The 22133-nt window shown below is 38.4% G+C and carries 14 protein-coding genes; 8 read left to right on the top strand and 6 right to left on the bottom strand.

Features of this window, described 5'->3' with window-relative positions; translation table 11 throughout:
- Window positions 1-48 precede the first annotated feature (48 nt).
- Window positions 49-645, top strand: coding sequence for a GTP cyclohydrolase I FolE (gene folE, locus HX109_RS16080; protein WP_178953911.1), 597 nt, complete (start codon window positions 49-51; stop codon window positions 643-645).
- 40 nt (window positions 646-685) lie between these two features.
- Entirely contained in the window at window positions 686-982 is a 297-nt protein-coding gene (locus tag HX109_RS16075; protein ID WP_178953909.1) for a hypothetical protein, read from the top strand.
- Window positions 983-1068: 86 nt separating this feature from the next.
- Here HX109_RS16075 and HX109_RS16070 read toward each other — a convergent pair whose 3' ends face one another.
- From HX109_RS16070 to HX109_RS16050, 5 genes are all read right to left on the bottom strand, one after another.
- Window positions 1069-3375 (bottom strand): TonB-dependent receptor, encoded by a 2307-nt coding sequence (locus HX109_RS16070; protein ID WP_178953908.1) that lies wholly within the window; start codon window positions 3373-3375, stop codon window positions 1069-1071.
- Between the two features lie 128 nt (window positions 3376-3503).
- On the bottom strand, window positions 3504-4070 hold the full coding sequence (locus HX109_RS16065) for a hypothetical protein (protein WP_178953906.1): 567 nt from the start codon (window positions 4068-4070) through the stop codon (window positions 3504-3506).
- 17 nt (window positions 4071-4087) lie between these two features.
- Entirely contained in the window at window positions 4088-6493 is a 2406-nt protein-coding gene (locus tag HX109_RS16060) for a TonB-dependent receptor (protein ID WP_178953904.1), read from the bottom strand.
- Between the two features lie 71 nt (window positions 6494-6564).
- On the bottom strand, window positions 6565-6870 hold the full coding sequence (locus tag HX109_RS16055) for a hypothetical protein (protein ID WP_178953902.1): 306 nt from the start codon (window positions 6868-6870) through the stop codon (window positions 6565-6567).
- Between the two features lie 52 nt (window positions 6871-6922).
- A complete protein-coding gene (locus tag HX109_RS16050; RefSeq protein WP_178953900.1) occupies window positions 6923-7216 on the bottom strand; it encodes a DUF6787 family protein in 294 nt (97 codons plus the stop codon).
- A 719-nt stretch (window positions 7217-7935) separates the two neighbouring features.
- On the opposite strand from HX109_RS16050, the gene HX109_RS16045 reads away from it, so the two are divergent.
- The 3 genes from HX109_RS16045 (at window position 7936) to HX109_RS16035 (ending at window position 11565) form a co-directional block, all read left to right on the top strand.
- A complete protein-coding gene (locus HX109_RS16045) occupies window positions 7936-9156 on the top strand; it encodes a sulfite oxidase (RefSeq protein WP_178953898.1) in 1221 nt (406 codons plus the stop codon).
- Between the two features lies 1 nt (window position 9157).
- The gene (locus HX109_RS16040) at window positions 9158-9649 is read left to right on the top strand and encodes a monoheme cytochrome C (RefSeq protein ID WP_178953896.1); all 492 of its coding nucleotides are present in this window, start codon (window positions 9158-9160) and stop codon (window positions 9647-9649) included.
- A gap of 152 nt (window positions 9650-9801) precedes the next feature.
- Complete coding sequence (locus HX109_RS16035; RefSeq protein ID WP_178953895.1) at window positions 9802-11565, top strand: serine hydrolase; 1764 nt, start codon at window positions 9802-9804, stop codon at window positions 11563-11565.
- On the opposite strand, the gene HX109_RS16030 is transcribed toward HX109_RS16035, so the two are convergent.
- A complete protein-coding gene (locus tag HX109_RS16030) occupies window positions 11558-12124 on the bottom strand; it encodes a pseudouridine synthase (RefSeq protein ID WP_178953893.1) in 567 nt (188 codons plus the stop codon). The two genes, HX109_RS16035 and HX109_RS16030, sit on opposite strands and share 8 nt — an antisense overlap.
- Before the next feature lie 221 nt (window positions 12125-12345).
- Here HX109_RS16030 and HX109_RS16025 point away from each other — a divergent pair, with 221 nt between their 5' ends.
- The 3 genes from HX109_RS16025 (at window position 12346) to HX109_RS16015 (ending at window position 22112) form a co-directional block, all read left to right on the top strand.
- On the top strand, window positions 12346-18498 hold the full coding sequence (locus HX109_RS16025; protein WP_178953891.1) for a DUF2272 domain-containing protein: 6153 nt from the start codon (window positions 12346-12348) through the stop codon (window positions 18496-18498).
- Window positions 18499-18563: 65 nt separating this feature from the next.
- On the top strand, window positions 18564-19925 hold the full coding sequence (locus HX109_RS16020) for a DEAD/DEAH box helicase (RefSeq protein WP_178953889.1): 1362 nt from the start codon (window positions 18564-18566) through the stop codon (window positions 19923-19925).
- 354 nt (window positions 19926-20279) lie between these two features.
- Window positions 20280-22112 (top strand): Ig-like domain-containing protein, encoded by a 1833-nt coding sequence (locus HX109_RS16015; protein ID WP_178953887.1) that lies wholly within the window; start codon window positions 20280-20282, stop codon window positions 22110-22112.
- Window positions 22113-22133 lie beyond the last annotated feature (21 nt).

Raw genomic sequence — 22133 nt, 5'->3', positions numbered from 1 at the left:
AAAAATTTAAACCGTATTTTTGGATTAAAAAGAAAATTGCTAAAGAAAATGAGTTATAACAATTTAGAGGAGTACAATATAGAAGTTACCGATTCTGTTAAAAACAGCTATCAGGAAATCATTAAAAACCTTGGTGAAAATCCCGATAGGGAAGGGTTGTTAAAAACACCAGAGAGGGCTGCCAAGGCGATGCAGTTCCTTACACAGGGATATGGGCAAGACGCAGCAGAAATCTTAAAAAGCGCCATGTTTGCTGAAGATTATAACGAAATGGTTATTGTGAAGGATATCGAGTTGTATTCTTTATGCGAGCACCATCTATTACCATTCTTCGGAAAAGCCCACATTGCGTATATTCCTAACGGACATATAGTAGGGTTAAGTAAGTTGCCTAGAGTGGTGGATGTTTTTGCTAGACGTTTACAGGTTCAAGAACGACTTACCCATGATATTTTAGAATGTATTAATTCTACCTTAAAACCACAGGGGGTTGCTGTGGTTATTGAAGCATCCCATATGTGTATGATGATGCGCGGTGTACAAAAACAAAACTCGGTAACTACCACATCTGGATTTCGCGGACAATTTGAAAAAATAGAAACGAGAAACGAATTTTTAAAATTGATAAGTTCAGATTTGGGATAATAATTTATTAAATTAATAGTTCTATTTAAAAGAACGATAAATGATTGATTCAGAAAAAGGAAAGTATAAAAAACTTTTTTTAGGCCTCTTATTCGATGCTATTGGAATGTTTTCCTATGCAATTCCTGGTATCGGAGAATTTTCCGATATCATCTGGGCTCCCCTGGCAGGATGGCTTATGACCCGCATGTACAAAGGAAGGGTAGGCCAAGGAGCCGGGGCAATTACTTTTATTGAAGAATTGGTTCCAGGATTAGACATTATACCAACCTTTACGCTTACCTGGCTTTACACATATGTATTAAAAAAGAAGGATTCCAAGGTTATAACGCTGTAAACCATCAGCATTAAGAAATAGCAAACCCGTCACGTTTTTTAAACTGACGGGTTTTTCTTTTTAAAATAATTTTAGTAAATGGAAGCTTAAAAGGGAACGCTTAAGCCAATATTTATATTTCTACCAATATTGTAGATACCGTCTACTTTTAACCTAGAGAGATGTGAGATGTATTGTTTATCGAACAAATTGTTAGCGCTAACACTTAATTGAAACGGCTGATTATAAGCTGTGAAAGTAGCTCCAAGTCCCACGTTAAAAAGCGTATAGCCTCCTGTTCGCGTTTCGAAATTATCTACGTTGTCTTGGTCGAAAACGTTTGTCATGGTAATAAAGGCATATTTGTTACTTATATTCCCCTTTGTAAATTCCACACGAAAGGTATTGGTGAGTTTATTTGCAGGAATTAATGGAAGGTAATCTCCCGAATCCCTCAATTTACCGGTAACCGTTTCAAAACTTGTTTCATAATGCAACCAGTCGATAGGATGTGGATGCAAGTGAAAACCGAATTCACCTCCATACAAAAAACTATCGTCTTGCACGTATTGGTATACCGGGTCTCCATCTTCAATAGCTCCCGTAGGCTCTAAATAGATATAGTCGTTAATGGTATTATAAAAACCGTTGGCAAAGAATTCAACATGCTTGTTTTTATATTCAAGCGAAAGATCGGTTTGAAAGTTCTGCTCATTATCCAAGTTCGGATTTCCAATTTCAAATCGGTTGGCGCCACTATGCGTGCCATCTGAAGTAAGCTCGGCCAAATTCGGTGCTCTAAACCCCGTGGCCAAATTTATCCTAGCGATGATGTTCTTAAATACAGTGGCACGATAACCAGCGGAAACATTAAAACTTTCGTAGTTTTTATCGAGCTCAGGAAAATAAACTTCCGTATTAACCATCCCCATTTCTTTAGTGTCTATTCGTCTGGTGTCGTAGCGTAATCCAAACTGGAGGTCGCTGTTATCCATGTGGTAGTGCGTGGTTCCCATTACTCCGAAATCTACCGTGGTGGCATCTGGGATTAGTATCTCCTCACCAAAATTCTCATTGGTTTGATGCATGCCCTGTACGCCAAAAATAGTTTCAAATTGTCCTAGCTTCGGGAGATGATATTGGATGTTGTAGCTAAGAGTATGGAGTTTCATATTAAGGGCTGGCTCCTCTCCAGAGTGTTCTTCCCCTTCGTGCTCTTCATGTTCTTCATCATGGTGTTCTCCTTCTTCTTCATGTTCTTCGCCCTCCTCATGCTCGTGATGGTGGTGTTCGTCTTCAAACTCTTTTCGGTTATTGGCAACATACCCCAAGGTTACATCCAAACTCCCTTTGTCGAAAAACAAAGTGTTTTTGGAACTTATTATATGGTTATCAATTTCTTGATAAGGCAAAAGTGGATCACGATCCCTGTTTTGCTCTCCAATTTCCTCTGGAATCCCGAGGTTGGAACGATTGAAATTGTATCTAATTTCTGTTTTAAACTTGGTGTCTTGATATCCAAACCCCGATTTTAAATCGTATTCGTTAAAACGTGAATTGGTAGTATAAACGCCATTGCCCGCTTCGTAATCGGCATGGGAATCATACGCACCTCTTATTAAAAACTTTAATTTATCTCCAGAAGTTTTAAAGCCCGCATTGGTGCTTACCCCTTCGGTATTGGTAAAATAATTTGCGTTTACATCGCCGTGGGTTTCGTTGGCATAGGCAAACTTCTCAGGGTTTAAATAAAGCACCCCACCAAGTGCATCAGATCCATAGAGCAAAGAAGCTGGGCCTTTTATAACCTCTACGCTTTCTATACCCGCTTGGTTAACGCCCAAACCATGTTCTGCACCAAATTGTTGGTTCTCCAATCGAATACCTTGTGTGTACACTAAAACCCTATTCGAACTTAATCCACGTATAACAGGTTTCCCTATTCCCACCCCAGTAGTAACGCTTTCCACACCGCTAATACTGGTAATTCCTTCTGCCAAAGTGGGTAAGCCTTGCGTTTTTAAATCTTCCAAGCTTTGCCGTTCTACTTTCATTACATTCTCGCTCTGTAGTTTATGGAAAGGGGTAGAAACTATTACCTCTTCTATTTCAATAGCCGATGGGGTCAAGGTAATAGCGAGCTTAGTATCTCCGTCTAGATTTACAGTTTGCGAATAGGTTTTATAGCCAATGGCAGAGACCACCATTTTATAGTTTCCTTTAGGTAGATTCCCTAGAAGGTATATTCCGTTTTCGTCGGTACTCGTGCCTTTTTCCTGTTGTGGCAAACTTATATTAACAAAAGGGATCCCTTCTCCTGTTTCTGCATCTGTTACGGTTCCTTGGATGCTGTTTTGAGCTAAACCTTGAATTAGAAATCCTACTATAAAAAGTAAGGTAATTGTGTTTTTCATTTTTAAAAGTTTTACCAAAATAATGGTCTTACAAAATTAAGGTCTTTTTTAATAATGATTTATCTAAACGATAAAAAGCTGAGCAGAAATGAATCCTGCCCAGCTTTTAAAAGATTATGTGTTTTTAATTACTGAATAGTAATAGCGAAAGGTACTTCAACATCAACTTCACCTCCTGTATGGCTTCCGTTTGGATTGCTGGTATCTTTACTTTCTGGCTCATGGATAAGAGTTACTTGAACGGTTCCTTCTGAAGCCGCACCGCTTGCCCAATCGGTGAAAATACCGATTTTAACATCGTTACTATCTGTAATGTCATCTGAAGCTCTTGTAAGCGTAACATTTGCAGTAACAAATGCGTATTCTACAAAATGCTCATCTTTTTCTTCAATTACCTCTTCAGTTACATTTTCCGGATCGTCTGGATTGGAATTATTAAGAAAACTAACTTCTACATCGTAACTCATGTCCGCATCCAACATAATTTGTGGGTCTACATAACTATCTTCTCGGTAAAGAGGATCTGTATACGTGTAAGTTTTAGACATTCCATCGCTGTCAGTAAATTTTAGCGTAACGTCTGTTATCACTTCTTCAGGGTTTACTGGCTCTATCCCGTCATCGTCGTCATCGGAACAAGAGGTTAATAGAATGCTTCCAGCAAGAAAATAAGTTAATAATTTAATTGTTTTCATTTGAATAAAAATTTAGATTAATAATTGAATTTGATTTGAATATTGATATTTCTTCCAGAATTGTCGGCGAAATATCGTAACCGATTTAAATAGTCGCGGTAAGCGGTATTTAAAATATTATTTACAGAAAGTCCAACATCCATAGATGTATTCCTAAAAAGATTAAAACCAGTATTAAAGTCCATTCCAAGTAAAAAATAGGCGTCTGGTGGCGTGCTTACATCCACAAGGGTGCTCACGAGCTGCCCATCTTGAATAACTTGGTAAAAGAAATTGTTGTCGGGGTAATGGTTTTGCCTAAAAACATAGTCGCTCCGTAGGGTTAAAGAATATCCCTTTCCAGTAGTATTATTGAATGTTATAGCATTGTAAAGGTTGGCAGGCGGAATATCTATTAAAGCCTCGTTTCTATCCCTATCTTCACCTCTTACGTAAGCAAATCGACCATTATAGGTAAAGTTTTTGGAGAGCCTATAACTGGCATCTAAATCTACTCCCCATAGATTTGCGTTTACTTGGGTGTATTCATACACGGGAAATGCACCTCTAATAGTTGTTTCTATACCTGTTGGCTCAATGTAGATAAAATCATCAATAGGGTTGTAATACGGCGCAATATTAAAAGTAAAATCGCCACTATTCTTAGCAAAAATCAAAGAAAATTTTTGGGAGTATTCCGATCCGATCCTTAAACTCCCTAACTCTATTGCGGCCACAGATTGGTGCAGTCCATCTGAAAATAGTTCGGAAGGATTTGGAGCCCTGCTCGCTTTTGCGTAGTTGAATTTTACGTTGTAATTATTGTTGAACTTATAGTTTAAGCCGGCAGTATAAGAAAAATTGTTGTAGTCGAAAACAGGATTGGTGAGGTATTGCGTACCAAAATCCTCAATAATTATGTCTGAAAAATCGTCGTCGTAACCTTGTTGTTCCCATCTATTTTTTAAATAAAATTTTAGGGCATCTATTTGAGAGTAATCATATCTAAACCCTGCTTCCACCAGTAACTTATCACTTAATTGATAATTAGCAATGGCAAAGGCACCAAAACCGTATTTTGTATAATCTGGAATAAGTCTTCTAACCCCGGTACTTGGGTCTGCGACGTTTTCTTGATACATACCTTCTATACCAAAATTTAAATCTACATTTTCAAGGGCGTCTATCTTAAAATTAGAATTTACCCGCTGTGTGGTAAGCAATAAATCGACTGCAGGTTTGTATTTGTCGTCGCCAACCCTTATGTCGAATTCCCTTCTATAGTTATTTTGATAATTATATTGAAGCGTTAGTTTACCTAAGCCAGAAAATCTTTTGTAGAATTCGAGTTTAGCTAAATGATGTTCAACTTTTTGTTCCGGAGCATCCAGCGCATAGGTAAAATCCCTTATAAACAAAGGCTCATCGCTATTTATGGCATTAACTAGATCTGAAACATTCCCAATATGCGATGCTCTCAATATAGCTATATTGGTATTGAAGTAGCTGTAAAAAGCATTAAAGCCATATGTAAACTTTTTTAGTCCAAATTTTACTGAAAAATCTTTTTCAGAATAGCCTGTGTTGGATAAAACATACTCTGGAGCTTCAAAATCCCCAAATCTCTTTATGGTTCCTTGAACGCCCCAATAAAATCCATTTTTGAAAGTTTGTGTTAAAGTGCTACTGGTAGATGAGCCCATACCATTTGAAGACAATGAAATAATGCTTTTGCCAAAAATAGAATCCTTGACATAAATGGGTTCCGGGTTCACCAGTACCACACCTCCAATAGCATCCCCGCCGTATTGCAATGCCGACGCCCCCTTAATTACAGAAAGACTACCGGCCGTGTTTATATCCACATTAGGAGCATGTTCTATCCCCCATTCTTGGTCTTCCATTCTCACTCCATTATTTAAGGTGAGTACTCTACTGCTATGCAACCCTTGGATTACCGGCTTAACTATGGCGTCTCCACTATTTAAGGAGGATACACCGCTAACTTGTTTTAAAGCATCCGTTAAACTAAACGAACTATATTTTTCAATGGCTTCAGTTTGTAATTTCTGCTCGTTTCCAGTAGTAGTGTTCTGTACTTTATTACTGGTTACCGTAACTGCGCTTAACTGTTCCAAGTGATGTTCCATTTTAAAAACTTTAGTCGTATTTCCATTTATGGTAACATCTATGGCGGCATTCTCACATTCGGGATGCATAATTTCTATGGTTACAACCCCTGTGCACAGATTATCTATGGTAAATTCACCATTAATATCAGAGTAAGCAAATTTTTCACTATCGCTTACTTTGGCGATAGCGTTCAATAAGGGAGAACCGTCATGGAAGTCGATAATCTTTCCATGTAAAGTATACTCACAATCTTGTGAATATGCTAAATGGACTCCTAGCAGTAATAGCAGGAAAGCCACTAAATATTTCATTAAAAATAACTTGTAAATTATACAGTACCTCACAATTAAAAATTGTTAAGGCTTTTGTTGGATGAACTTAATTAAACTGTATAAAAAGAAGGGGGAGGCCTATTATAAATAATGGCTCCCAATGGTTTGGCAGAATGTGTATAGTGATATTCTTTTAAAATATTTGTATCCTCAAAAATGGGAACAAATAAAATCTCATATACATCTGCTGTTTGTATGGTAGGGGTAAGGTGATTGAATAGGGATACGTGGCACCAAGTACAATCTTGAATGGTATTATGATCATCTTCGTGCGTAAATCCATGCAAAGAACACGCCTGAATAAATAGAAAGGCGAGTAAGAAAAAATGAGCAATAATATTTTTTTTCTTTTTCAATAGCATAGAATGCAAAACTAGAAATAAAAAAAAGATTCGTTGTTAAAAATCCTTAAATTTTAATCCCAAACCTTTTAAGCATTTTCTTTTCAAAATTCCAGAAAAAATCAAACTGCCCAAATATCCAACCAAACAAAACAAGTAATACTTGGTAAATAGGGAAGATTAATAATATTCTAACAACCCAATATAAAACCGGGTGCAGCGAATCTGGATGCAAGCCAATATACTCGGTTATGGGCCCTGCTATTTTAGCAGCTGTAGAACCGGTAATGGCAAATACAATAAAAATTATAAGAAGCTGAAAGTTAGAAGTAACTCCCCAGCGTTGTTTTAATTTTTCCATGAGCAAAATTTCATTGCAAATATAGGGGATTTTGTCAAGCTTAGAAAATGGTTGGCAGTTTTCAGTGTTCAGTGTGCAGTCGCAATTGGCAGTATTCACAACAAAAAACTGCTTACTGCTACTGGCAACTGTACGCATTTAATCCATCATAATAAGAAGTAAGTTCATATGATTTCTCTCCCGAGACTTCGGGATCGAAATGACTTGCACTGTACTTTATATTTTGTACCCTGTACTTGGTACTTTTTACTTTGAATAGAATCATTCTTGCACCTGCCTTCCGCGGGCAAGATCCGTAGCGGTTTTTAAAAACTAGAAAATAATTAGTCACAAAAAAAACTTAAATATACGTCCCAATATGTGTCCAGACACGTTAAATGATGTTCCCGATACGTATGCCAACGTATTTCTACACGTTAGAAACCTATAATTATACCTACACTAACGTATCTGGATACGTTAAGAACGTGTACCGAGACGTTAAATGACCCGTGAGATACGTCTACCTACGTATAAAAAGCAGTAAAATGTACCATTGGATAGGCATGGTAACGTATTGCGACCATTAAATAACGTGAAAATACCATGGTGGAACGTATAAATATAGTCATGGAACGTCTACGGATGGTTTCTGGCATGAATAATTCAATACATTCCATAGATTTGTTGAAAGAACTTCAGCATAAATTTTATCTTTATGCTTCAAACACAGTTGTACTATGAAGCGCAGAAAGTTTATAGAAAGCAGTTTGTTTACTTCGGCAGCCTTGGCCAGTGGAGTATCCAACGTATATGGACATTTAATGCCAAAAGGATACGTTCCGTTACTGGCACAAGACCCAAATCCGTTTGAATTATTCAATTTAAATGAAGAAATGGAGGTTTTAAACGATCGACCGTGGAATATAGAATCGAAGGCACACCTGCTTAACGATGCCATTACGCCCAACAGTGCCATGTTTATTAGGAATAACGGGCTCCTTCCCGAATCTATAGACGCCACCACTTGGACGCTCACGGTGGAAGGGGAGTCTGCGGCTAAAACAAAAACATATACATTAACTGATTTAAAAAAGAATTTTAAACAATACAGTTATCAACTCACGCTGGAGTGCGGTGGAAATGGCCGTAAAGAGTTCTATCCGCCTGCTAAAGGAAACCAATGGGGCTTAGGCGCCGTGCATTGCGCTAAATGGACAGGGGTGCGTTTAAAAGATGTGCTGGAAGATGTAGGCATAAAAAAAAACGCTGTCTACATTGGCTACCATGCGGCAGATATTCATTTGAGTAGGAGTCCAGACAAGGAACCAATTTCCAGGGGATGCCCCATGCATAAGGCTATGGAAGATGAAACCCTATTAGCTTTTAAAATGAATGATGAAGAGATACCAATTGCCCATGGTTATCCCTTAAGATTGGTTGCTGGAGGATGGCCGGCATCTGTATCTGGAAAATGGTTGCAAACCATAAGCGTAAGAAACAAAGTTCACGATGGTGCAAAAATGACGGGCACTTCGTACCGCGTGCCTTGCAAACCGGTAGCTCCGGGGGAAGAAGTGGCAGACGAAGATATGTGTATTATAGAATCCATGCCAGTAAAATCTTTAATAACCTCCCCTAAAACAGGTGCCATGCTTAAACTTGGTAAACCTTTAAAAATTAATGGGCATGCTTGGGCGGGGGATTTGGAGGTTGTCAAAATGGAATATTCTATAGATTTTGGCAGTACTTGGCATCAATGCGAATTAAAAGCTCCAGCAAACCGATTGGCTTGGCAGCAGTTTACGGCCACCGTAAATTTTCCCGAAACCGGTTATTACGAAGTCTGGGCTCGGGCAACTGACAGCAATGGTAAAAGTCAACCTATGGTTTTACCCGGTTGGAACCCCAAAGGATATCTTAACAACGCCTGCCATAGAATTGCTATAAAAGTTAGTTAATATGGATAACGATAATTTGCTAGCACATATAAAACAGTTGACCAAAAGTCTGGTTATTTTCAGTACGGTAATTATTGTCATCGGGTCTTTTTTGTTGTTTTTAATTTTAAATCCGAATTCCTCTCTTTTTAAATCCACTCCCGAAGTAACCGAAATAGAGATAGACTCTGCTGCAAATACTTTAGAAACGATCTCTGTAACGGGGATTGAAAACGGTATACATGTGGCCACTGGTTTTGTGGAAGGCGAAGGTCTGGAAGCCGTTATAAACAATTGCACCAATTGCCATTCTGCAAAACTGGTAACCCAGAACAGGATGAGCAGGGAAGGTTGGTTAACCACCATTAGGTGGATGCAGGAAACACAAAACCTTTGGGATCTGGGCGATCAAGAAAACGATATTTTAGACTACTTGGCTACCAATTACGCCCCTAAAGCTCAAGGAAGAAGGGCAAATTTGGAAGTGGAGGATTGGTATAAATTAGAAGATTAAAATTTTGTTGAAAGGATATATTTTATCAAGGAAAGCTTTACAAACGCCTAGAAGCTCCCATTTTATGGGATATGACAGCTAGGTGACACCTAAATGTCGTAACAAAGACGAGCTATTCAAAGTAGATTTGCTTTCAACAAAAACATAGAAAAATGGAAAACCAATCAATTTCAGAAAATTTAAAATATCAAAGAAAATTAAAAGGCTACTCACAGGAAGAACTTTCAGAAATCACTACCGTAACCGTTCGTACCATTCAACGGATAGAAAAAGGGGAAGTTACTCCGCATCTCAAAACAGTTAAGTTATTGGCCACTGCGCTAGAAGTTGAGGTAGACGACTTACTTTCCATAGAGAACCCAAAAGAAGAAAACATTAAAACCAAGTGGTTGTTGCTTATTCATGGAACCCCAATTTTAGGGTTGATACTTCCGTTGTGCAATATCTTATTGCCGTTGTTTTTATGGATCCACAAACGTGAAGATAACCCCATTTACAACACTCATGGCAGGAGAGTAATTAATTTTCAAATTACCATGACCATTTTGTTTTTCCTGTCCTTTATTGGCTTGGTTACCATAGAAGGCATTGGTTTCTTCTTCTTTATTTTAGTGATTCCTTATGCCATTATCGTCACCTTGATAAATATTGTAAGTGCTGTAAACTCCCATAAATGTTTTTATCCCCTCGCAATACCTTTTATCCGCGAAAAAAAGAGTGTAAGTAATGTGGTGAAAGGTCTGGTGTCGATAATTTTTCTGGCGGGAAGTATTTCAGTACAGGCGCAGACTATAGAAAGACTCGATGGAAGCATTATTACCAACGACTCGTTGAACCATAAAATCACCCAATTGATGACCGATGCCGAGGTTCATGGAATGGCAATAACTGTTTTTAACGATGATAAAATAGCTTATAAAGAGACTTTTGGTTTTAAAAACAAACCAAATAATGAGCGTTTACAAGGAAATACCAATATCTATGGAGCTTCTTTGAGCAAAGCTGTATTTAGTGTTTTGGTAATGAAACTAGTCGAAGAGGAAGTAATCGACTTAGATACCCCATTGGAATCTTATTTACCTAGGAAAATTTATGAATACACGCCACAAACACGCTGGCATGATGATTTTTCTTCTTTAGAGGAAGATAGTCTGTACACCAAAATAACGGCCCGCATGTGTTTGGCGCATACTACCGGGCTACCAAATTGGCGGTGGAATGAACCCGACCATAAATTGAGGGTGCATTTTGAACCTGGAACTCGCTATAGCTATTCTGGGGAAGGATTTGTGTACTTACAGGTGGTTTTGGAAAAAATTACTGGTAAAGGCTTAGAGGAATTGGCACAAACCTATATTTTTAAACCACTGGGAATGAATAATTCCAGCTATCAATGGCAATCTAGATTTAATCGTGATTTCGCTTATGGACATGATTCGGAAGGGGAAATTTACAAAAAGGACACCGATAATGAACCCCGTGGCGGAAGCACGTTGGAAACTACTGGGAACGATTACAGTAAATTTCTTTTAGCTGCGTTAAACGAAAAAATTATATCTGAGGCTTCCTGGAACCAAATCTTTAGTCCGCAAATTAGAATCCGATCCTTAAAACAATTTGGTCCGCTCTCCAAGAAAACCACAGATAGGTACGATGCTATTAAGTTAAGCTACGGTTTGGGTTGGGGAGTGATACAGACCCCTTATGGAACGGGAGCTTTTAAAGAAGGCCATGGAAACGGATTCCAGCATTACTCCATTCTTTTCCCAAACGCTAAAAAGGGAATTTTAATGATGGTAAATTCCGATAATGGCGAAAGCATATTTGAGGCCTTGCTCGATGTAGCTTTAAAAGATAGCTTTACGCCAGCCTCTTGGGAACTTTGGGTTCCATATAATGAAACACCCTCTAAATAGAAATTTTTAATACATCGCCGGGAAGCATGGAACCGAGATAAATATCCCCAATTCTTACTCGAACCAATCGAAGTGTAGGAAAACCAACAGCAGATGTCATTTTGCGTACTTGATGAAACTTGCCTTCCGTTAGGGTGATACTAATCCAACTCGTAGGTCCGTGGCGCGCGTCACGGATCTTCTTTTCACGTTCAGGAAGCGTTGGCGTTTCTATTTTTTTTGCTATACAAGGTTGTGTTTTATAGGTGTCGCCATGGAGGCCTATATTAAGTCCGGTTTGCAAATCTTCTATAGCTTCTTCTGTAATAGTTCCATCAACTTGGGCAAAATATTCTTTTTCAATTCCGCTGCGGTTTATGGTGTCGCTTAATTTGCCATCGGTAGTCATGAGCAATAAACCTTCCGATTTTTCATCCAAGCGGCCAATGGGCATAATATCCTCCGGGAAATCGTATAGTTCTCTCAAAAACCTTTTTTTACGTTTCTGTTTTGGGTCATTACTGTGTGTCTGACTTATAATTCCGTAAGGCTTGTAGATTTTAAAATGTTGATGTGGCATATGGCGTAAATAGATATGTATACTACTAAAAATTAAGTAGACTTAAAGTAAATGCCCCTTGGTTAGGGGTGTTTTTCCTAGAGGTAAAATCCGCTTTTTTATACGGTATAACCATCTAATATTATGTTTTTCAGTTATTTATATTTGGTAAGGTTAAAGGTTTTATAACTTTTATCACAATTAACTTTTAAGCGTTTTGCTTTTAATTAAATACATCAACCATGGCTTCCATTCAGTTTAGTTTTTCCGCAGGGGACGATCGTCAACATGAAATAGATAGTGTGTCTATTTCGGCAAAAATGCCAAAATTTTCTTTTAAAATAGAAAGAAATCAAGTTTTTAGATATGTCAATGGTTACGAGCAGTTTAATACCAGTCAAGATTTAGATGATAATACCTATAAACTAAATTTACCTTTGGATGCGCTTGTTGGAGATGACGTAAATGATATTTATGGATTCTTTTTATTTCATTTTATAGAAATTCTGAATAGGGAAGGTGTAGATATAAACGATTATTCATTCAAGTTTACAGTTACCACAAGAGATGAATACAACCAAATTATAAATACAAAGGAGTTTGAAGGGATTTATTATTTAAAATCTCCCATATCATCCGACTATGACAGGAAGTACTACCAGCAAGAATATGCCAAGTTTATAGGCACTTATGGCGACATTCTTTCAGACGCTAAAGATCCTTTAAACGAAAAAGGATTGAAGAATTTAGCTGAACAATACAATAAAAGAGTATTTCTAATCAACAAAGAAGTTTACGAGCTTTTCAAATATATATTTGATGTGATTTATCCTGATAGAAGTATTTCTGATGAGTTAGTACTTAATTTTATTCAAATTTTAGTCGATTTAAACGGTGAACATCCAAAACTTTCTACTGCAGATTTTACCGTGAGTTATACACAGTTAATGGATTTTTTAAAGAGGACGGAATACACCGTGAACGAAGAATTCTTTGACTATTTAAAAGATAATTTTAATAAACTGTTTGATTTTCCCTTAGAAATCCCGCCTATTGAAGCGATAGGTATTGCCGGGAATTTGGAAATTGAAAGCGAAGACGAACTTTCTCAAGCCGATTTGGATGCTTACGATTTGTCAGTAGAGTATCAACAATCCAACGGTGACTCCAAAATTTTAAAATACAATTGGTCTAAAGAAGAGGAAACCATTGCCGATAATTCAATTGATTTTGACTTCACCAAGAATAAACCCATATTAGTTAATAATATTTCCGGAGATGTAACCGTAAGGGTAAAAGGTTTTGATGGAGCTGTTTTATGGGAAGAAAATTATGATAGGGATGATGAAACCTTACAGGATCTATCCATAAGTCTACGAAAATATCCAACCGATGGTCTTGAGGTAGACCCACAGACCGGAAAACCAAAGAGCACAAAAAGACTCCGCGGGAAAGTTTTGCAAAAGGGTAAAAAATATAATCTCAACGAACTCACTGTTATCGTACAAGCAAAAAAAGAAGGGGATGAAATTTATAGAATTGTAACTTCGGGAACTACCGATAAATCTGGTAATTTTTCAATGGATTACCCATATGGCGATTATGTTGAGGCCCAAGCAATGGTTTCCATTATGCCGAATAGTCCGGTAGACCTCGTAATTAATGCAGATGACAAGAACGAAACTGTTTCAGACGATTTTATTTACCTTCTGTTAGTAGAAGAAGAAGTTTCCATTCCAGAAGAGGGTGACCAACACGATGATTGTGAATGCCACTCCAAAACAAAAGCCAAGCGACTTCCCGACCAAGCAGATTTAATAGAATCTGATGAATATACTCAGGATATAGGTGGAGCTTGCCTTAACTTATCCACACCCAATAGAACCTTACGCGAATACCGTTACAATGCGATTGTTAGAATATCAGACCCAGATGTTTCTAATTATGTTCTAGAAAAGAAGAATGTAAGGGATGGAAAAGGTTTGAGAGTTGAATATAATTTGGTTGGAGGGAATAAAAAAATACAACGCAAGGAAGTAGACCTTAACAATCCCATTCGTTGGGAAGATGCTCCCGACGCAAAAGAAAACATATCGATGTATCAAGCGGTAACCGTTGCCACTGGTCATATTCTTCATTACAAATCGGTTTTTAAAGCAGATGGGTATTCTCTCGGGGATTTGGTATACTCCCTGCCTTTAGCACCCGGACAGAAAAAGCAAATTGTAGTTTTCGAATCCTCCCATTCTTTTGCAGGGGCAGAAGCTCAAGATATCTCCCAAGGAGAGGAACTTTCCTCTCAATTGATAAGTGACCGTTTTATTACCGACCAGTTGAGTGGCGGACTTGATGAAAACATGAGTGGTAGAAGCAAGGCGCATACTTCTGGAATGTCTGCTGGACTAGGCGCAAGTGGCTCTTACGGTGGCTTTGGTGCCTCCTTGGGAGTAGCAGGAGGTTTCTCCAATTCCAATTCATCAGCTTCGCAAAACAGTTCGAGAAATATCACCCAGTTTTTTGGGGAGAAATTACGCCAATCGCTAATGCAAAATGCAGAAAGTTATCGCGAATTAAACGCCTCTGTAGTAACCACTGTTACACAGGACCAAGATTATGGAGTTACTGCAGAAACTATTGCCAACCATAACCATTGCCATTCCCTTACCATGATGTATTTTGAGGTACTGCGTCATTATGCCATTTACCAAGAGCTGTCACACGTAGAAGAATGTGTGTTTGTACCTTTGTTGATGACAAATTTTTCCACGGAAAACATTCATAAATGGAAAGACATATTAGCAACTAATTTATTGCCTATTCCTTCCAATACATATTTAAGGCGGTCTTGGCTTTCGTTTTTACGAAGAAGACAAAGTCATCCACTTCTTAAAGCTTTTGATGCCAACAAACGGATTAAAACAGATTATACCAGGGTAGATTACCCTGCAGAAGGGACAACTTATGCAGATGGGAGAATTACCGATATTAAAGGTGATTTTACACTTAGAATTGAATTAAGAAGACCAAAAAGCAAATATGATAGGATAAAATCGCTACCCATAATTACAAAAACTATAACACATAAGGATGTAGATTATTTTGAAACCGCTAAAAAAGGAATCTTTGATTCGTTTTTAGGAGCCGTCACTGGCGGACTTTCTCTTCTTGCAACTGGAGTTCCAGGAACAAATGTAAAATATAAGACACGAGAGGAAGAAATCTTGGTGAAGGCTGCCATCTTTGATCAGTTTATGGTATTGGATGCAAACTATCAAACGGTACCCCCTTCTAGATGTATACGAATAAAATCTTTCCAGCCGAGACCCATAAGCCTTCCTATATTTGATATTACCGTAAGTGGTGGTTACAATGGAGAAGAGTTTTTCGAAGACGGCCATGTAGATAAAGAGCAGTGGACAGCCTACTCGGAAATTTTGGGATATACAAGTGTTTACGATTTTCTTGATTATTATTTTGCCGGAAGGTTGATTGCCGAATGGGATAGCATTTTCAATAACGACATTTTGCCCGAAGTATACGATAAAATAGTTAACAGTATATACATCGACGAGTTGGGAGCAGATCTTACCCGTACGACTAGATACACCGGAGGAAACCGCAGAATGACCATTAAAGTTAATGGACATTCCACCAAAACCAGACGACAGCTGCCGTTATATATAAAAATGAAGTGTAACAATAATGCTGTGAAAAAATTGGATGGTGGAAATACCCTGCTTATAGTAGAAAGAGTTCGTTTGAATTACACAACGGAACATTTTGAAGGGCGGTTGTTTAGAGGAAATCCCACCGATGATTTATTGGATTCTAATGGGGTAGAGCTATATATTCCGCTAACAGCAAGGGATGAAACGGATCCTAGAAAAGAAGACAGATATATTGTAAATGAACTTATAGAGCATTTAAATAGCCATCTAGAGCACTATAATAAAGTTTTATGGAAAAATTTAGATGCTGACCGACGCTATATGTTATTGGATGGTTTCAATATTCAAACCTATACTTCGACAGGACAGAAATCGGTGATGCGAAGCTTGGCCTCTGTGGTAAAGAACGAATTAATTACCATTACGGGGAATTCACTTGTTTTTCCAGTAGCAGATGGTTATCGGGTAGGTAGGGACAATATGTTGGAAGAAATTGGAGATAATGTTTTCTTAGAAACAAGCTTATTCGATTATTACAAACCCCTTACACCAGTTCCTCCATATAGATTAAGTGTACCAACCCGAGGCGTATTTATGGAAGCTATTCAAGGTTCTTGTGATGCTTGCGAAATGGTAAAGGAAAACTCTTCACAAGATTGGGATAAGTTTAGAACCGAAGAGCCAACCTCTATTGCGCCAATTGTAACGCCTACGCCCAGTATTACAGAATACAGGCCAGAATATAAAGATTTTGCAAGTCCTATGGTAAACATCCAAAATGCACCCGATGCGCCAGCACCAGGAGCTGGACTATCTCAGTTATCAGAATTGCTAGGAAAGCCAGGTGCATTTAACGACATTACAGGTTTGGCTAAAAATCAAGATAATGCAATAAGAACGTACTTATCCAATCAAGAAAATGCGAAAGCGTTTGCCGAAATGTCCAAGAGTTTAGCTACCCAACAGCACAACACGCAGAACTCACAAAACATTGCCGAAGGAATTTCTCAGGCTAGACAGGCGGGGAATATTACTGAAGAAGACGCCCAAAACCTTACACGTCAACACCTACAACAACAAATAGACGGGGGAGAGAGTGTTAGGGAAACGGCACAGTTTGAAAGAGAACGAAACAGACCATCGTTAGCCCAAACAGCTTCAGAAGCAATTAACCGTGGGCAAACGGTACAAGCACAGCGCACCGATGCCGATGGTACTCATGAGTCTATAAACGTAAGACCTTCAGAGGGGTCGCAGCCCATCAATGTAAATTATCAAGTTGAAGGCATGACACAGCCTACAATGGGCTGCTGGGCAACTGTGGCAACCATGCTTATGAACTGGAAACTGCGTAGCAGTAATACGATACCAGAAATACTGGCGATTGCTGGTAATAACTTAAACCCAGCAAATGAGAACTACTATGTTGATATGTTTAATAACGAAACAGGTTTGTTTGCCTCTGAGAAAAATCAATTTATACATGCTTTAGGATTGGAAGCTATGCCGCCTGCAAGCTATACTTTACGACAATATTACGATTGGTTGAGTACCTATGGTCCACTTTGGGTAACCATAGATGCCGATAGCTCTAGCGGTTTTTCCCCTCACGCTTTGTTACTTTTTGGGATGGAAGGCGATTTAAATAATCCCAATGACGTAACTTTTAAATTTGTGAACCCGCAAAATGGACAGGAGCAATTCGAATATTTCGATGCATTTATAGAAATGTTTGAACAAATGGTCACCGATAATTCCGGAAATCTGTTTTTACAAATAGTACGCTTTAGCGATCGATTGATACAACAATCTGAAGGGCAAGGAAACACTAGTTCTACTCCTTGGGATATTCCGGCTGATACAGTTGTTGATTACGCAACACAGGTGGCACATGATGAATTTAATACATGGTGGACCGGTGGATTATTAGATAATAATAACGATGGAATAGCAAAAGTTACTGAATATTGGTTGCCGTTTAGAACGGTTTCTGGAGCAGAATCTACTGCTAGACAAACTGTTCCTGATCAGGTTGCATGGAGTGCAGCTTTCATATCATATTTATTCATGAGGGCATATTTGCATGCTGTAGTAAGTCATTTTCCTGATAACGCTTCTTATAACGGTCATTCAATTGAAAATTACGATTCATTAAATAATACTAACAAGAGAATACTTCTTAGACGTGCAAAGACTTGTTTGGAAACCCTTGGAATATTTGAGCCTAGCGGAAACCATATAAGATATATCTCGCAAAGTATGCAATTATCTGGCAATACAATGGTTCTACATGATCCTTCTAACGAAGCTGTACAGCTTGGTGATTTAATTGTAAATGGCAGATCAGGATCCTCTTATACAATAGATGCTCAAGGAAGAATATCACCCTCAAGTGGTTCAAGCCATGTAGATATTGTAGTTGAAATTGTGGAAATAGATGGCGATAACTTTGCTCGATTAGTTGGAGGAAATACAACCAATGCATCGAATAAAGTGGCTTATAAATTGAGACCCCTTGATAGCGATGGGAAATTAATTCAAGAATCAGATCTAAATAATATATCCTTGGATATTATAAATCAGAATATTAGAGATAATATTAGCGTAATTGGAGATGGTAGCGCGGGTTATTATTCTATAAGTGGCCTTTCGGGATTGATAGATGGAGCTGGAACTTACGAAAGACTTATTATAAGTGAAACGGACGTAATTGCTAGATATACTTGATTTTTTAAAGACTAAAATCATTTTAGATGTACCTTTGTAGCTTTTAAACAAGCAAATAAGAGCAGATGTCATCTTTTGAAGATTTTAAAATTTCCAAGCAATTAGGGTACGCCATTGAAGATTTAGGCTTTGAAAAGCCAACACCCATCCAGGAAAAAGCTTTTCCGGTAGTAATGTCTGGTAAAGATGTAATTGGGATTGCCCAAACGGGAACTGGTAAGACGTTTGCTTATATGCTTCCTATTCTTCAACAATTAAAATTCTCTAAGCAGGTAAACCCAAGGGTCCTGGTAATGGTTCCCACACGAGAGTTGGTGGTGCAAGTGGTAGAGGAAATTCAAAAATTCAGCAAATACCTAAATGTTAGGGTAGAAGGTGTTTTTGGGGGTACTAATATAAATCGTCAAAAAGAGGCTTTGGCGCAAGGAACCGATATTGTAGTGGCCACGCCAGGGAGGCTTTACGATTTGGTAATCAGTCGGGCTGTCTCCCTAAAATCTGTTAAAAAGCTTGTTATAGATGAGGTAGACGTAATGCTCGATCTTGGTTTCCGGTTTCAATTGAACAATATTTTCGAGCTTCTACCAGAACGCCGGCAAAATATTATGTTTTCGGCAACGATGACCGAGGATATTGAAATGCTGATCCTCGATTTTTTTAGGGGCACTGAAAAGGTTTCGGTAGCAGTAAGTGGAACTCCACTGGAAAATATAGAGCAGGTTTGTTATGAAGTCCCTAACTTTTACACAAAAATCAACCTTTTGGAGCATATTTTAAAAGACAAGGAAAATTATAAAAAGGTACTGGTATTTGTATCCAACAAAAAAAGTGCAGATTTATTGTTTTCTCAACTTTCGGAGAATTTTGAAGATGAGGTATGTGTAATCCACTCCAATAAAACCCAAAATTACCGTTTGCGTTCCATTGAACAATTTGAAGAAGGTGTTCATCGTATTTTGGTCACTACAGATGTAATGTCCCGTGGGTTGGATCTTACAAAGATTTCCCATGTGTTTAATTTTGATACACCATCGTTTCCTGAAAACTATATGCACCGCATAGGAAGAACAGGAAGGGCTGAGGAAAAAGGGAGCTCCATACTTTTCTATACGGAAAAAGAAGCAGCAGCTAAGGAAGCTATTGAACAATTGATGAATATGGAAATCCCTCAGCAAGAATTCCCTGAGACTGTAGAAATAGCGACTAAACTCACAGCCGAAGAGCAACCTCGCATTTTAGAGCCAGACAATCCGCATAAGCGTATTGATGCCGATGCACCCGGTCCCAGCTTTCATGAAAAGAAAGAGAAAAATAAAAAAACAAATCAAGGAGGATCTTATCGCAGGGAAATTGCTAAAAAATATAAAAAGCCCAAAACGCGGGGTGATAAAAATTACAATAAAAGGAATAAAAGGAAAAAGAGGTAAAGTTTAAACTTCATTTCAATCCAACTGTGTTATAGATTCGGGAGATAGTAGTTCGATCAATCTAATTTTCAGGAGCTGCTTTGTTGGTTAGTAGCGCCCATGACAACGCAAACAATCTTTAAAACTTTTTAGCAAAAAAAATCTTAGGGAACTCTTTTGAAAAGAGATACATTTTTTCTGTCTTCACTTCCGAAAACGATTAGTTCAGTTGTTTAAATATCGATGAAATACATATTTTACCGTTTATAGGTAATTTTAGGTTGTTGGTTTGTCAAACACTGTTGTATATATAAAATGTTTATTTAACATACTGATAATCATTAAATTGATGGTATAAACCAAATTTTACATTTTATGAAACATTTAAAAAACATCAGTTTAATACTGTTTAGTTTGCTTTTTTTTCAATCGTGTTCCAAAGAAGATTTTTCTTCCAAAGAGAATATTGAAGAAACCAGTTTAAAGACAGCGTATGCTACTGCTAGTATTACAGAACCTATTGTATTAGGATATTTCCCTTCTTGGTCAGAAAGTTGGGCGGCTCCTGGTAAAGGTTCTAAATTAAGGGACGTCCCCGAACATATTACGCATATATTCTTGGCCTTTGCCAAACCCAATTTAAGGTACCAAAAGGGTTCTTACAGTCTTCAAGGAACAGGGATACAAACACCTTACGATGGACAAACCCTTAAAGAAACGGTTTCCATTTTAAAAGAAAAAGGTATTAAGGTAATTTTGTCTATCGGAGGGGAAACCTATTGGGGAACAAGCGCTGCTTACGACATAGATTATCAACAGATTAAAGATCTTGTAGACGATATGGGATTTGAAGGGATTGATTGGGATTACGAGCCAAATGGTGGTTTTCAAACCATTGGCGATCCGGAGAACATTCAACATTTTATTGATTTTTTCAATAATTCGAGAGCTATTATGCCCGAGGGCGAATATTTAATTGCATGCGCCCCTTCTGGAGTTGGCGCTTTGGGTGGATTAAATAACGATGATCCCGATTCTCCTTTTGCGTATGCCAATAGAAATAGTTTGTCTGGAGAGTCAGACGATAACCTCTACAATGCTACATCCCCAAATGAAGCCATCAGTCTATTCGGTTTTGGGGCTACAGGACATATGATTCCAGTAATGAAAGCAGTGGGTGATAAAATTGACTTGATTGCCATACAGAACTACAACATCGGTGCCGCAAGAAATAGAACCATTCTTTACGATTCTTATCGCTATTATGCCGACCAATACGGATTTGCCATTGCAGCTGGAACTCATTACCCCAATGAGCCATGGGGACCTTATTTTACCTATTCCTACGAAACGATGGCCGATATAAGTGCTCATATTTCAGCAAAAAACAATTTGGATGGTATAATGATTTGGCAATTGCTATTAGGGAATGGAACTTCATCTGCTTACGGCTATACCTATGTAGCCAGTCAAGTTTTAAATGGCGTATCGCCAGCAGCAGCCATCCAAAATGCAGAGAACTATCCTACATCTCCTTACGAAGGTGGGGGAGACGGCAACCCTGGTTCAGGTGGCGGTTGTGACAACGCTCCACAATGGGCTAGTGGCAATGTATACACCCAAGGACTAGAAGTAATCTATCAAGGAAGTCTTTACCGTGCAAAATGGTGGACACAAGGGGACAATCCGTCCTCTGGAGGTCCGTGGGAATTAATTTCCAATTGTGACGGGAATGGTGGATCAACTGGGGAAAACCCACAAGTAACCATAACCGCTCCTGGAAATAACGATTCCTTTACGGAAGGTGAAAACATTACCATTACTGCTGATGCGAGCGATAACGATGGCACGGTAACCAAAGTTTCATTTTATTCAGGGAACTCCCTGCTCGGCGAAGATACCTCTGCGCCCTACGAATATATTTATTTAAATAGTACGGAAAACAGCTATCAATTTAAGGCAGTTGCTACTGATAATGATGGAAACACGGCCACTTCAAACCTTGTTAACGTTTTTGTTACGGGGGATGGAGGCAATCCTGGAGGGGATTGTAACGGCTTAGCTGCATGGAAACCTTATCCACAAGTTTACAACACGGGAGATCGTGTTGAGTACAACGGAGTTATTTATGAAGCCCAAACCGGACCCATATGGGTAGAGCCAGGTAGTGGTGAACATTGGTGGAAAACAATAGGTACTTGCGAATAAACCAGCGTAAAAAAGGCTATC

Origin of the sequence: Galbibacter sp. BG1, from assembly GCF_013391805.1 — a bacterium.
In the GTDB taxonomy this organism is placed as follows: domain Bacteria; phylum Bacteroidota; class Bacteroidia; order Flavobacteriales; family Flavobacteriaceae; genus Galbibacter.
Note: the sequence above shows the minus strand (reverse complement) of the source record. Positions and strands in the feature narration are given on the sequence as shown.

Excerpts from the sequence above, each read along its gene's own strand:
- folE (WP_178953911.1), top strand. The coding sequence starts at position 49 with ATGAGTTATAACAATTTAGAGGAGTACAATATAGAAGTTACCGATTCT.
- HX109_RS16075 (WP_178953909.1), top strand. The coding sequence starts at position 686 with ATGATTGATTCAGAAAAAGGAAAGTATAAAAAACTTTTTTTAGGCCTC.
- HX109_RS16070 (WP_178953908.1), bottom strand. The coding sequence starts at position 3,375 with ATGAAAAACACAATTACCTTACTTTTTATAGTAGGATTTCTAATTCAA.
- HX109_RS16065 (WP_178953906.1), bottom strand. The coding sequence starts at position 4,070 with ATGAAAACAATTAAATTATTAACTTATTTTCTTGCTGGAAGCATTCTA.
- HX109_RS16060 (WP_178953904.1), bottom strand. The coding sequence starts at position 6,493 with ATGAAATATTTAGTGGCTTTCCTGCTATTACTGCTAGGAGTCCATTTA.
- HX109_RS16050 (WP_178953900.1), bottom strand. The coding sequence starts at position 7,216 with ATGGAAAAATTAAAACAACGCTGGGGAGTTACTTCTAACTTTCAGCTT.
- HX109_RS16045 (WP_178953898.1), top strand. The coding sequence starts at position 7,936 with ATGAAGCGCAGAAAGTTTATAGAAAGCAGTTTGTTTACTTCGGCAGCC.
- HX109_RS16040 (WP_178953896.1), top strand. The coding sequence starts at position 9,158 with ATGGATAACGATAATTTGCTAGCACATATAAAACAGTTGACCAAAAGT.
- HX109_RS16035 (WP_178953895.1), top strand. The coding sequence starts at position 9,802 with ATGGAAAACCAATCAATTTCAGAAAATTTAAAATATCAAAGAAAATTA.
- HX109_RS16030 (WP_178953893.1), bottom strand. The coding sequence starts at position 12,124 with ATGCCACATCAACATTTTAAAATCTACAAGCCTTACGGAATTATAAGT.
- HX109_RS16025 (WP_178953891.1), top strand. The coding sequence starts at position 12,346 with ATGGCTTCCATTCAGTTTAGTTTTTCCGCAGGGGACGATCGTCAACAT.
- HX109_RS16020 (WP_178953889.1), top strand. The coding sequence starts at position 18,564 with ATGTCATCTTTTGAAGATTTTAAAATTTCCAAGCAATTAGGGTACGCC.
- HX109_RS16015 (WP_178953887.1), top strand. The coding sequence starts at position 20,280 with ATGAAACATTTAAAAAACATCAGTTTAATACTGTTTAGTTTGCTTTTT.